We start from the raw sequence: 12,100 nt of genomic DNA, 5'->3' as shown, positions 1-12,100 counted from the left end.
ATATAAATGATAAAAAAACTATTCGGAATGATTGCATCAGATGCAACAAAAGAATTAAAAAACAATGTAACAATAAAATATGTTAAAGACATTAAGGAAACAGCAAAAGCGGAAGGTAAAATTTCCCCTGCTGTTTCTAGCTCTATATCTAAAGAAGAGTTTTTCAATAGATACAAAGCACTGAGATTAACCAATATCGGCGTAATAGCGTTATTTCTATTCTGCTTATGGCAAGCCCTGATTTTTAATTCAATTTTGTCAACCATAATTTGCCTTGGATTTGTAGCAGGTCTATCGCTACTTTACTGGTCGAATTCATATCAATTATGGAGAGCTAGAATTGTTGCAAGGAATTGGTCTCAACGTCACAAGGTTTTAACCACATCATACGTTCAATATTTCAATGTAATCAAACGAAAACCTTTAGAATTTGCTCCAATTAAGTTATTATTTAAGTAACAATAAAATGGAAAAATAACAAAATGAACATTAATAAAATACCAATTAAAAATGTTGTTCTAATGTTCTTCATATTTTTCCTTGCCTTAGGTAGTGCAAGCGCCTATGCAAGTGATGTTTCTTATGGGGAAAATTCTGTTAACAGCGCTTTTAATAACATTTTAAATATGCCAGTGTCATTGGATCCTACAGATTCAAACGTTGACTATTTTCATGTTTGGTTAAGAATAATTTTTGGCAGCTTTATATTTGAACCTTGGACAAATGATAGTGGTGACATCTCAATCTTGGCTTCTGCTGTAGGTTTTACTAATTTATTAGCGATTACCTTTGGTACAGTAGTGATGGTCTACGTCCTTGGTGGTGGTGCCTTAAACTCTACTCATAGTGGTGAGGTTCTTAATAGAAACTGGTCTCCTGTTTGGATGCCTATTCGATCTGTTCTTGGTATCGGACTTGTAATGCCTGTGCCTGGTATTGGTGGCGGTGTAATGTCTATGTCGCAAGTAGGTATTATATGGCTTGTTATCTTTGGCTCCAACTCAGCTACATTCCTTTGGAACAATACAGCCGAGAAGTTAACGACTGATGGAATTTACGGGTACTCACCTGTATCTCCAGGGAATAAACCGCTGCTGAATATTGCTCAAAGTCTAACCTGTGTTGATCACAACGTAAAAGCAGAACGCGTTATTCCAGGCTATAAACGAGCAGGATCTGATGCAAACAAGGCTCAAATTGCTACTGTTGATTACTACACTGGTAGAACTAAGCAGATAAAAACTGTGGATGGCAAAACTAAAAAGGTGTACGAAATCAAACAAGAACAAGTTTTTGCCGATGTGATTAAAACAGATGCTGAAACTTATTCATACAGAATTGCAAATATCGGTGGTTTAAATCAAATTTTGAAATCTGATATTCAGGTTAATAAAGTTAACTTCCAGTATGGTTGTGGTTCAATTTCAGTTATTGATAAAAGTGATGCCATAATCAATGAAAATCAATCTTTAACTAGCTCGGATCTTGAGGAAATCAAAAATTTTGAAACTGCATTTGGAATGTTCCAAAAAGACACGTTGCCTAAAGCTATTGATGCTGCATTTTCGATTGCAATAGATATTGGCGACCTTGATAAAGGAAACCCTGAACGAGCATATCAACAAGTTAAGTCTCCAAATATTGAGGGAGCTAATGAGCAAATATTGCGTCAAATAGAGGCAAATGCGGAACGTTTTGCTATTGCAGGAAGTCAATTCCAAGAAGCTGTTACTCATAACATTCCAAGCTACTTATTTAGAGAATTAACAGGTAATGAGAAAAAACAAGTTGATCGTATCACTAAGGGTGGCTGGGCTGCTGCTGGCTTGTGGTTCATTGAGGTTGGATCTACGCAACAAAAAGTAGGTTCCCTGGACATCGATAATAAGATATCGCCTCCATCAGTGGCAAATTTATGTCAGAACGTTACAAGTAACATAAAAGCTTCTACAGTATGTAAGCAATCGTCTGCCAACTATGATGCTGCAATTGGTCTGCTAACTCATTTATATAAGGCTTCAAATGGATATGTAGAAGGAATTGACCCTAAAGCAGCTAAAAGTAATTCTGTAAATGTTGATTCATTCTTAGGTAAATGCCCAAATTATGACGATTGTGAAATTGATGAAGACGTAGCTTCAAATTACGCAACATCAACAGCGCAGTGGATTTTAAATAATTTCGCTAGTGGTCCAATTTTGTTCGATGAGCAAGAACCTGGTGAAACCGTAGAGGGAAATATGTTTAATCCTGCTGGTTTCTCTAACCCATTTCTTACGTTGTCCTCTATTGGTCATACAATGAATTCATACGCAATGGCTGGATATGGCATTGGTGTGTTAGCTAAAGCAACTAGTGCTGCAATGCCAGGAATTGGTGAGGGTTGGGCTGCTAGTTTAGATGGTACTGGTGTGATTAAAGCAGGATTAAGATTTGGAGCTTCAATTGTTGGTTCTGTGGCTAATCTTGTGTTTGTAATTGTTCTTTCATATTTAGCTTGTGGTTTTGTTTTGGCGTACATGATACCATTCCTTCCAGTAATAGCTTGGACAAATATGATGATAGGCTATTTGGTTACAGTAATTGAAGCGTCAACAGCAGCACCATTGGCAGTTGTCCAAATGTTACTGCCTGAAGGTCAAGGTATATTGGGTCAAAGGCTTGAGAGAGCAATGCAATTGTTAATTGTTGTAATTCTAAAGCCATCTCTCATGATTATTGGTCTCATCGGTGCAATTACAATTGCTTCACTTGGATTCACTATCTTTAATACATTCTTCTGGTCAGCAGCAAAAATGTACTTATACGGTAGTCCACTTGACTTGTTTGCTCTAATTGCGCTATACACTGCAACAGCCTTAACAATAACACAAACCATAGTTTCAATTATGTACACATTACCTAACCACATTTTAGAGTGGTTTGCAGGTGGTGCTGGGAATAGAGGCTTTGGTGAAGATAAAGTAGGTGAATCATTAAAAGGTAGCGTTAGCGATATCAAACATAAAGCTGACGGTATTATGAGAACACTGAAAATGAATGCCAGAAGGCAGTCTAATAAAGATAATGATGCCCCAGATAATGGGGATGATAAAAAAGGCTGATAAACATAAAACCCTCGCACTGCGAGGGTTTTTATTCGTCTTTAATTTTTGCAATCTGGTATGTTTGAAAAATTAGGATGCCAATAATTAAAGTCATCGTCCCATACTCTAAGTAAGGTATGTATTTAATAACCCCTACAGACTCAGGAGAGAGGCTGTGGAGATAGTTAGCAATCATCCCGTAGAATGCGCCGACACCAGCCCAAATCGCCGCTATAGCCATAATTACAGCAATTATCAAAATAAGCATACTTCCTCCAATATTCTATTTTTTATATTACATAAAAAAGAGAGATTGTCAATAATCTCTCTTTTATTAATTAGCGGTTTACAAAGCTACATGCTCAAATTCTGATTCTTTTCCAACTCTCTAGTTTGAATCGTAAATTTTTTGAAGCTAGAATCACCTGAAATTTCAACTTTATATTCTGACTCGTTTTGCTTGTCGATCTCTCTCAGATCTGAAAGACTAGCCTCCATTTTAGCTACATGCTGCTCCAAACCTTTTAAGATGTATTTTTCCTCATTTGTAAGCGCCCTTTCAAATGGTAGTTCTTTCAGTCTGGTTTTGAATGAGGATATTGTTTCATTATCAGCATCAGGAAGCTTAAAGCTAACCATTTTCGATACATAGGAAAGATAGTTTCTAAACTCTACCTTTGAGTATTCCCCGCTCGATAGAAGGTTATCCATGTGAGTATTCCATTTAGAGCGAAGTAACAAATCAGCAATACGCTTTTTATCATTTGCTTTCAATGCTTGGTCATAGACATCTGTTTTTTCGAGCCTTGTAGCATTACTACTAAAGTCAACAATGTGATGCATTGAGTCTCTTATTGCCATATCGTTGTTAGAAAGGAAGCCTCCTGAATACAAAGTACCATATACATCACTTTTATCAGGCAAATTGCTTTCAAATGCTGCTTGTAACTTTGTTAGGAAGTACGGGTCATTTTTTATGGCTTCATTAATCAAAGCAAGGTTTCTATCACATTGTTCACGATCAATGTTAAATCTCTTATATAGTAAGCTAGAAGACTGATCATCAACTTCTTTTAGAATCGGTTGCTTGTTTGTTTTAATAGAATGCAATCCAAGTCTAGGGGCATCCTCAGGCAATTCTGCGCGTTTAGTGAAAACCAGCTTTTGGATTTCTTCTGCGCTTGAATTAATTAAAGTCGTAGGGTCTTGAGTTAGGTCAACACATATAAACGCGTTGTTATTTTTTGGATCCATGACTAAAGGATAAATTAATGTTGTAAAGTAGTTAGCTTCATCAATCACCCTTTCTGTATAAAACATAGGTTGTCTTTCGGTTAATAAATTCTTTACATTATTCTTGCTAGACAGCTTCAAGAAATAATCAAACAATCTAGGTTTTTTATCTCTAATAAGCTTAGCTAGCTGCACCGTTGCAATTACATCGCTTAATGCGTCATGGGCTGATTCGTGTAATAAATCATTAGCTCTACATAGATCTTCTAGCTTTAAACTAATCTTTCCTTCCTCATTGTGAGGGAAGTTAATAAGGTTTGGAAAATAAGCATATGTCATTTTTAATAGATTATAGAAGTCAACTCTTCCGTTGTTATTCTTCCACTCGTGGTCATACATTCTGCGATTATTTCTAAACATTAGATTTCGTGTAACTTCATCATCAAATGCCATTGTGTTGTAACCAGAAATGCATGTGTTTGGTTTCTGCTGCATCGCATGTTGAACAATTTTTGCAAACTCGTATTCCGAAACGCCTTTTTCTTCTAGCGTCTTAGGATCGATTTTAGTAATCATGAATGCATCAATTGAGGGAACTACATCCAATCTCATTTTACAATATACGTTTTGATCTGAACCCTGGATGATATTCAACTGAGAATCAGTGTAAATCCAAGCTCCTTGAACAGCTTGGCTATGATTTTTATCTAGTCCAGCGGTCTCATAATCGTAAACAAAGAAACTTTCATAAAAAACAGGATCAAGTTTTATTGGCATTTTATTTCTCTTTTAAATAAAATTGGTTATTGAATTGAATTAATAATAACATAAAAACAAAGGTATGTATAATGACAATAAAACGATTAACTCAGAAATATCAACTTTCTGATTCAGACATAGATAACATCTTAAAATCGCTATCATCAGGCGAAACACTTCTAGAAGCCAAAAAGCGTCTTGCATCTGATCTTTCCAGTGAAGCCATTTACTCAATAGCAAAAGAACTTTGTAGAATTGAGATGGGTTTACCCATCTCTGAAATAAATCCAGAGTTTGTTGAAGGACGCGCTAAGCTGAACAAAGCAAGAATTGCTGAAAGGCAAAAATCTGAAGGTGATAAAAAACAGGTTAATTACATTCGTCACATACGAGATGATATTAACCTGTGTCTTTTAGAGTTGAGTATTGTTTAGCACATCACTCCATTGGATAGAGAGACAACAGGTATTCTGCTCTCTCTATCTACTAACCAGTCCACGTACTTTTTAGCGCCAAAGCAATCATCATTTTCTTTATTTTCTTTCCAAAACTCCATGATGCATTGGTGTCGTTTATCGCACTCGATGCACTCAGTATTTTTGTTTGCAAAGTACTGTCTGCGTAGATACTTTCTTCTATCTTTAGAGGCTAGAACTGTTTCGAAGTCGGACTCAAAGATATTTCCAAAAGGCTGCATATACTCGGTATAGCCATCTCTGTAATCTGGAAGTGTAAAGTCACCATTTGGCATAAGAAACATCGTCTGACCAGCTATGTTTCCGTTTTTGTCGGTGTTTGCTCTACTCATTATGTATTGTGATTGCCCAATAGCAGGAACACTAACACCCTTCTCTTTGAGTTCGTACCAATACTCCATAAACTCAATCATAAACGCTGAATACTGATCCATTGAAGGTGCATACTTCCCATAGTGATGTGCTTCGTTTTGTTCATTTCGCATCATAGGTAGGAATGAAGCCTCACTAATTCCAAGTTCAACAAGGTAGTCTAGGACACCCTTCGGGGTATCTTCTAAAATCTTGTTGTTTACTACTGTAATCGTTCCAACGCTAATTCCACGAGATCTTGCAAGTTTAACCTTTCGCTCCCAGTCTCTCATGTATCGTTTACCGCGCATCAAGCCATCAAATGATGTCTGGAAGTATCCACCGCACCACTTTTCAAAAAACTCAAACCAATATTCCTGTACGGCTATTAGAGACGTTAAAAGAGTATGTCTGATGTGGTAGCCATCTTTTTCGGTAAATCGCTCTTCAATCATCTTAAAGGCAGCAATCATGTAATCTATGCCCATCTGAGTTGGTTCACCACCATACCAGTAGAATGAGAGAAACTTAACTGGCACATCAGTTTTATCCGCGTAGTAATCATAAACTTTATCCATTACTTCTTGGAGTTGTTCAAGGCTCATTACAGGGCTATTTCTTCGTTCGTCTGTAGATAAGTAACAATGTGGACAATTTAGTTCGCATCTTAGTGATGGCATCATAGTAAAGACGAAGTACCCGCTTTCTATGTTGTTCTGAGTGTTCACGTCAAATCCATCAGGCATCTTATAGCAATCGTAATCTCTCTTTGGTGACGGAATGACTACTTTTTTAGTCGTGAAATTTACATTACTCACTTTTTATTCCTTTTATTAATTATTAAGCGGCATATTACATTAATATGCCGCAAAATCCAATTGACTTACTTTTGTCCATCATAGTCGTATGGTCTAGAGATCGCCGTTTCGGTTTTTTCTTTAACCGTGTTGTTTTGAGCTTGGTTGACTCCAGAAAGAATGACCTTTGGGTTTAACAATCTTGCAATTGATGGGGCTAACATTTTGTATAGAATTCTAAATATCGAAAAAAATGATGAGCCACCCATAGTTTTCTTCAGAGCTTGGTCTATCTCTTCTTGAGACCGCCTCTTGATCTTACTCGTATCTTGGTTGGACATTTTCTACTTCTACTAATCTTCTGGTGTTTTTAATAAAACGTTTAAATCCAGGGCATTCCCCCTCACCATTCCAAAAGTCATGTAAAATACCGCAAGCCATCTGACACTGCTCCATCTCATCACAGCCCACGCATGATGTTTTAACCTTCATAGCCTTACGTCTCTCTTGACGATATTTCTTAGACTTCATGATTGTTGAAATGTTTGAATCGAATATATTACCCATAGAATCGAAACCTAACTCACCACCAGCTTCAATGCATGTTACTGTTTCACCATTCCAGTCAATATCGATACTTCCAGGTATGATTGGGCATATTATGTCGTCATTTGCGCGATTGAATTTAATTGAGTTAATTAGGGACTCAACAGGATTGACTGCAATTTCGTCACAAACCTTACGTTTTTCGAGATACCACTCTGTAGCATCAATCAAAAACTGGCTTGTTTCCTCAAATGCAGGAAACACACTTGTAATATGCTTCATTCCGTCACCAGATGGGATAAAGAAACCTGTGTGGATTCCTCTAAATCCGATTTGGTAAAGATACTCAAGCACATTTTTAGCACCAAGATCTACAGCTTGTTTTGTGATAGCCATTGTAACATTCAACTTATGACCATCAGCGATCATTTTCTTGCAGTTATCAATCCACTGATTTTCAAGTTCAGGAGCGTGTTCATGATTCACCTTTATGAAGCGTGTATTTACTTCATACGAAGTAGATATATGATCAAAAAGCTTAGCTACTTTTACAGCTCTTGATGTAAGCAGATTTGTTACAATAGAAAGCTTAACGTTGGTTGGTATTTGAGAAAACTTTTCGTTGGCGTATGGCAATACTTCTTTGAAAAACTTTTCACCAAGCATACTTGGTTCGCCCCCAATTACATGCACTTCAGCATTTAGGTAGCTTGGGTTTGAAACAAGAAAATCGCAAAGCTGGTCTATTACTTGGTAAAACTGATCTTTCGTCATGTATTTTGACGAAACTTTTTTGTCTGTACTTATGTAACAGTGCTCACACCTTAGGTTGCAGTCCCTAGTTACATTTATCTGACATAAGAAGGTTGAGTTAAACATAACTATCCTATTTATTTATTATTTCCAATGTATCCAAAATCTCAAGCATACGGTCTGCAATAGTGTATCTTTTATATTCGTCAGTTTTCTTTTTTGAAGATGCCACTTTTACAATATTTTGATTTCCATCAACGTAAGTCAACTTAGCTTGTGATCTTGATGTTTCGATAATCTTATCACAGCGAATGATAGAATCAAAATATAGCTTTCTAGCTAAAAACCCCTTTTTCTCCCTGCCTTTTAATAATTTAAGTGACGGAAGATTCTTTTTCAAAGCCCAAAGGTTCTTGTCATTCTCCTTATCTGGCCTGTTCCCACTAGTAAAGAGGTGAAACTTGTTTTCCTCTTCACAGAATGTGAAGTATTGGTCATAGTTGGTGTTTATCACAGGTAAGTTATCCTGAGCGCCATGTGAAAATGACTTAATCGAAAAGCATCGTTCAATTATTTTATCAATTGAAGTTAGTTGTTCATCAAAAATCTTTTTGGATAAGACTCTACTAAACTTTTCGTTATCGATCTGGAATCTATATCTGTCAATTTTTCTAATTTCTTTTGGTAGGTTTTCCTCAGGTGTTGCGTGAATCATAACTCGCATACCTTTAGAGGCGAGTTCTGAAGCGACTATAGCGTTAACTAGGTGGTCTTGCCCCACAATAATGTAATCGAAATCTATAGTGGCGTATCTATCAAACAACAACGCAGAATAAACGTCAGCGTATAAGGAGATTTTCGAGTACAGTCCACTTAATCCTGTAGTACCCCTTTTCCTATTATTGTTTCTGGATAGATTAAAGTCGCAAATTTTTATTCCAGCATAAATATTAGCTATCTCATAGTTTGGGAAGAATACTTTATTGTTCATTGTTTAAAATCCAGCTTTCAATTTCTTGCAGTTTGTACTGACTTATTAATTTATCCATAAGTGCAAACAAAGACTTCCAAGTGGTGCAGTATGGAGTCTTATCATACACGCTTAATCTTTTCTCTATAGCGTGCATCATACAGCCCCCCTGACATTCTTTAAAGTAAGGACAGCCACCGCATTCTTTTGCTATTTTTAGTTTACGTCTTAAAAGCTTTCTCTGCTCTTGTCTGTCAATAGAATAATCTATGATGTTACCTAGCTTACCAAAATCATGATCCGCAAGCTCTTGGCATACATAGATATCACCATTAGGTTCTATGCTCAGACTGTTATCTACACAATCAGATTGCCAGGAGCAAAAATTTCCAACCGTTCCTTTAAGACCAAAATGCTCTAGGCGTTTTTTTAACAGAGTATTGAAAGGCTCTAATAAGATATTGCCTTTCATAAACCATGCCTCAAACAAGTCTAAGTAAATCTTTTCTAGCTCAGATTCGGAAACCAACACAATGTCAGAACCACCCTGAAAAACAGGTCTTACAACAATGTTTCTGGATTCTTTTTCAGCTAAATGATACTCATCTAGAATGAATCCTTTATTTACACCGTCGATTGTTAGAACGGCTGGGAGTGTTTTATTATCAAACGATTTTACATGTTGTAGACTAGACGTTAACATTTTTCTGTATCTAGTGGATGAAGTTCCTAGTTTTCGCTGCTTTGTAAAGTTATCTATTGATGTGCCAATTCTTCCATCAAATAGCTTGTAAACTTCATCAAGTTTTCTCTTAGATGCTAGAAGATTACTCTGAACACCATCAGTTACATTTATTCCTTTGCTTACAAATACCTCCCTCACATTCAACACAAGGGCTTTTAAATCTTCAATTGGTAGCATTGTTACTTCGCCACCAACATATTCAATGGTCAAGTATTTAGGTTTTATCCCTAGATCGTCCCAATATTTCAGTGTGTTTTCAGCAGAGATCTTAGCCTCATTAGGTGTCATGCTATTAAGCTTTGTTTGCATTGCAGACGAGCAATATGAGCAATTAGCATTGCAATTCTTTGTGATTCGAAAATGCAAAACAAATGACTGGTTATTCATATAAACTCCAAAGGCAGCTCGTAAGCTGCCTTTTATTACTTTTTATTCGTGATATTAAATGATTTTTTCTCATTTTTATCAATTGCATCAATCAGATTTAGATTCAGACTCAGATTCGATATTGTCTTCATTATCTGAGCTTTCACAAGCCACCGATTCATTCTGAAGCTGCATATGCTCTTCAGCTTTATTAGCAATCAATTTGGCTAGTGCTACGTTTAGAGTTCTTGCGTATGTTTCAAGACCACCAAAAGGCTCAAATTGTTCGTTGATATCTTCACGAAGCTTATCTTTCATCTTATCCATTAATTCGATATTTACACCCTCAACGAATCGAGCATTGATGTAATCATCTGTAGCCATTGTTTCTGGGATATGGTTATTGCATTCCATAAGTAGGTATTGGAAGTAGCTGCTTACTGGATAGATCTGATTTTTTACTTTTGGGTTAAGGAATAAGCACTCAAGATATTCTTTATTCAGCTCATAAAACTCATCCCAAGCTTCTGGATCATTCATTTTGTCTGAATCTGGAAGCAAGATTGAAATGTCGTAGTTTAGAAGCTGCATGTTTGTTACCAACTCATTCACATCATGCTCTAAGCCAAATGGCACTTCAAGAATTACTTTTAATTTTGCGTCTTTGTAATATCTGGTGATAACGTCAGCAAGGTCATCATCTAAATCGTCGCCATCTTCATTCATTTTAGCTAGCAAGCCGATTTCAACAACACCTTCTGGGATTTCATGAACATAATCATCTACTTCTATGCCGTAGATATGGGTAACTGGGTTCCCTTCTTCTTTTTGTTCTGCAATATATTCATGCAATTCTGATAATTTCATTTTTATTAGCCTTTAATTTACAACTTTTTTTCTATTAAATCGTTATCTAACTAAAAAGTCAAACCAATCCTTTTGCAATAACATCTTTGGCTGCTTTATAAATTAAATATCCACCCGAGCATCCTCCAGAACCATCGAAGGTTTTTTCAGTCGCACAACCACTATTGCAGATCGACTTAAATTCACAATCAAAACAATTTAGAGTCTTTTCTTTTCTTCTAACTATAATTTTTTTATTGAAAGAAACATTATTAGAACTTGAAGATTGCTCATTTGTTGTAAGAGCCGTACATCCCGCTGTATAACCATTTGAATCAACAGTATGAAATGCAGTATCACATTTCCCTGAGTTGCAGCCATAACCTTTAGGTTTAGGAGTATCCATACTGGCAACAGAATCAATATATCCGTCAAATGGTGAGGCGTAAAAATCAAGATCTGAATTTTTAATTCTTACATAATATTTCAAGAGCTTGCTCATGTATTGCGCATATTCTAAGTGGGTAAGCCCTAACTCATTCCAGTTATCAATTGCATTGCCAGTCTTGGTTAGCTTTTCGATGTGTATTTCTTTCACACCTTTCTCTATGAAGAATTGGAAAAAATCCTTTGGCTTACTCAATGTTTCAAAAAGCGTCTTAGTGCCAGTTACTACAATGCATGGCTCTACACCATCTGAAATTAACTGTTCCAGATTTTGGAAGAAAATTCTTTCATACTCAGCATTCGAGTCAGGATCTTCTTTCTTCATTAATCGTATTTTCGCATCCCAACTTACTCCGATCCTTCCACCAAAGTATTCGAGATAGATATCTCTCCACTTTTCATTGTAATTGATTAAGTTAGTTTGAATCCCGTGCTTTATAACGTATGTATCACTTAGTTCATTAATAAGCTCTAAAGCTTCTTTAAAAAATCTCACACCTCTGGCAGTAGGCTCACCACCGTGCCATTGAAATAGTAAAACATCGCCAGGTTTCGCAAACCCTTTAAGTGAATCTCTAACCTCTTTCACTTTGTCTATAGACATTTTTTTGGGATTTGCAGGGATAAAACAGTGCTTACAATGAAGATTGCACCCCTCATATACACGCATGTATATGAGGTGGTCGAAGTAATCTTTATTATCTTTATTAGTTTGATTGCTCATT

At 36.3% G+C, this 12,100-nt stretch carries 12 protein-coding genes; 3 read left to right on the top strand and 9 right to left on the bottom strand.

Annotation, left to right across the window (positions count from 1 at the left end; all coding sequences use genetic code 11):
- Window positions 1-6 precede the first annotated feature (6 nt).
- Together R7Q39_RS11085 and R7Q39_RS11080 are read left to right on the top strand one after the other, a co-directional pair.
- A complete protein-coding gene (locus R7Q39_RS11085) occupies window positions 7-459 on the top strand; it encodes a hypothetical protein (RefSeq protein ID WP_318076209.1) in 453 nt (150 codons plus the stop codon).
- 23 nt (window positions 460-482) lie between these two features.
- Window positions 483-3,104 carry a DotA/TraY family protein gene (locus tag R7Q39_RS11080; protein ID WP_318076206.1) on the top strand — a complete coding sequence of 874 codons (2,622 nt, stop codon included), beginning with the start codon at window positions 483-485 and terminating at the stop codon, window positions 3,102-3,104.
- A 31-nt stretch (window positions 3,105-3,135) separates the two neighbouring features.
- Here R7Q39_RS11080 and R7Q39_RS11075 read toward each other — a convergent pair whose 3' ends face one another.
- Together R7Q39_RS11075 and sbcB are read right to left on the bottom strand one after the other, a co-directional pair.
- A complete protein-coding gene (locus R7Q39_RS11075; protein ID WP_267411088.1) occupies window positions 3,136-3,354 on the bottom strand; it encodes a hypothetical protein in 219 nt (72 codons plus the stop codon).
- An 86-nt stretch (window positions 3,355-3,440) separates the two neighbouring features.
- Window positions 3,441-5,096 carry an exodeoxyribonuclease I gene (gene sbcB, locus R7Q39_RS11070; RefSeq protein WP_318076199.1) on the bottom strand — a complete coding sequence of 552 codons (1,656 nt, stop codon included), beginning with the start codon at window positions 5,094-5,096 and terminating at the stop codon, window positions 3,441-3,443.
- A gap of 71 nt (window positions 5,097-5,167) precedes the next feature.
- Between sbcB and R7Q39_RS11065 the strand changes: the two genes are divergently transcribed.
- Window positions 5,168-5,512, top strand: a complete 345-nt coding sequence (locus tag R7Q39_RS11065; RefSeq protein WP_085762313.1) for a hypothetical protein — start codon at window positions 5,168-5,170, stop codon at window positions 5,510-5,512.
- On the opposite strand, the gene R7Q39_RS11060 is transcribed toward R7Q39_RS11065, so the two are convergent.
- The 7 genes from R7Q39_RS11060 to R7Q39_RS11030 form a co-directional block, all read right to left on the bottom strand.
- A complete protein-coding gene (locus R7Q39_RS11060; protein WP_198434345.1) occupies window positions 5,509-6,723 on the bottom strand; it encodes a radical SAM protein in 1,215 nt (404 codons plus the stop codon). The genes R7Q39_RS11065 and R7Q39_RS11060 overlap by 4 nt on opposite strands.
- A 65-nt stretch (window positions 6,724-6,788) precedes the next feature.
- The gene (locus R7Q39_RS11055) at window positions 6,789-7,043 is read right to left on the bottom strand and encodes a hypothetical protein (protein ID WP_038129322.1); all 255 of its coding nucleotides are present in this window, start codon (window positions 7,041-7,043) and stop codon (window positions 6,789-6,791) included.
- Window positions 7,021-8,022: an SPASM domain-containing protein gene (locus R7Q39_RS11050; RefSeq protein WP_407005574.1), complete on the bottom strand. Its 1,002-nt coding sequence runs from the start codon at window positions 8,020-8,022 to the stop codon at window positions 7,021-7,023. The genes R7Q39_RS11055 and R7Q39_RS11050 overlap by 23 nt, the downstream gene beginning before the upstream one ends.
- Before the next feature lie 112 nt (window positions 8,023-8,134).
- Entirely contained in the window at window positions 8,135-8,992 is an 858-nt protein-coding gene (locus tag R7Q39_RS11045; protein WP_116921117.1) for a hypothetical protein, read from the bottom strand.
- On the bottom strand, window positions 8,982-10,103 hold the full coding sequence (locus R7Q39_RS11040) for a radical SAM protein (protein ID WP_118895386.1): 1,122 nt from the start codon (window positions 10,101-10,103) through the stop codon (window positions 8,982-8,984). Before R7Q39_RS11040 ends, R7Q39_RS11045 begins: the two co-directional genes overlap by 11 nt.
- Before the next feature lie 87 nt (window positions 10,104-10,190).
- Window positions 10,191-10,949, bottom strand: a complete 759-nt coding sequence (locus R7Q39_RS11035) for a hypothetical protein (protein ID WP_318076186.1) — start codon at window positions 10,947-10,949, stop codon at window positions 10,191-10,193.
- A gap of 58 nt (window positions 10,950-11,007) precedes the next feature.
- Window positions 11,008-12,099 (bottom strand): radical SAM protein, encoded by a 1,092-nt coding sequence (locus R7Q39_RS11030; protein ID WP_273981042.1) that lies wholly within the window; start codon window positions 12,097-12,099, stop codon window positions 11,008-11,010.
- Window position 12,100: the final 1 nt, after the last annotated feature.

Origin of the sequence: Vibrio sp. 947, assembly GCF_033339115.1 — a bacterium.
GTDB classification, from domain to species: Bacteria; Pseudomonadota; Gammaproteobacteria; order Enterobacterales; family Vibrionaceae; genus Vibrio; species Vibrio alginolyticus.
Note: the sequence above shows the minus strand (reverse complement) of the source record. Positions and strands in the feature narration are given on the sequence as shown.

Excerpts from the sequence above, each read along its gene's own strand:
- R7Q39_RS11065 (WP_085762313.1), top strand. The coding sequence starts at position 5,168 with ATGACAATAAAACGATTAACTCAGAAATATCAACTTTCTGATTCAGAC.
- R7Q39_RS11080 (WP_318076206.1), top strand. The coding sequence starts at position 483 with ATGAACATTAATAAAATACCAATTAAAAATGTTGTTCTAATGTTCTTC.
- R7Q39_RS11050 (WP_407005574.1), bottom strand. The coding sequence starts at position 8,022 with ATGACGAAAGATCAGTTTTACCAAGTAATAGACCAGCTTTGCGATTTT.
- R7Q39_RS11040 (WP_118895386.1), bottom strand. The coding sequence starts at position 10,103 with ATGAATAACCAGTCATTTGTTTTGCATTTTCGAATCACAAAGAATTGC.
- R7Q39_RS11075 (WP_267411088.1), bottom strand. The coding sequence starts at position 3,354 with ATGCTTATTTTGATAATTGCTGTAATTATGGCTATAGCGGCGATTTGG.
- R7Q39_RS11055 (WP_038129322.1), bottom strand. The coding sequence starts at position 7,043 with ATGTCCAACCAAGATACGAGTAAGATCAAGAGGCGGTCTCAAGAAGAG.
- R7Q39_RS11085 (WP_318076209.1), top strand. The coding sequence starts at position 7 with ATGATAAAAAAACTATTCGGAATGATTGCATCAGATGCAACAAAAGAA.
- sbcB (WP_318076199.1), bottom strand. The coding sequence starts at position 5,096 with ATGCCAATAAAACTTGATCCTGTTTTTTATGAAAGTTTCTTTGTTTAC.
- R7Q39_RS11030 (WP_273981042.1), bottom strand. The coding sequence starts at position 12,099 with ATGAGCAATCAAACTAATAAAGATAATAAAGATTACTTCGACCACCTC.
- R7Q39_RS11035 (WP_318076186.1), bottom strand. The coding sequence starts at position 10,949 with ATGAAATTATCAGAATTGCATGAATATATTGCAGAACAAAAAGAAGAA.
- R7Q39_RS11045 (WP_116921117.1), bottom strand. The coding sequence starts at position 8,992 with ATGAACAATAAAGTATTCTTCCCAAACTATGAGATAGCTAATATTTAT.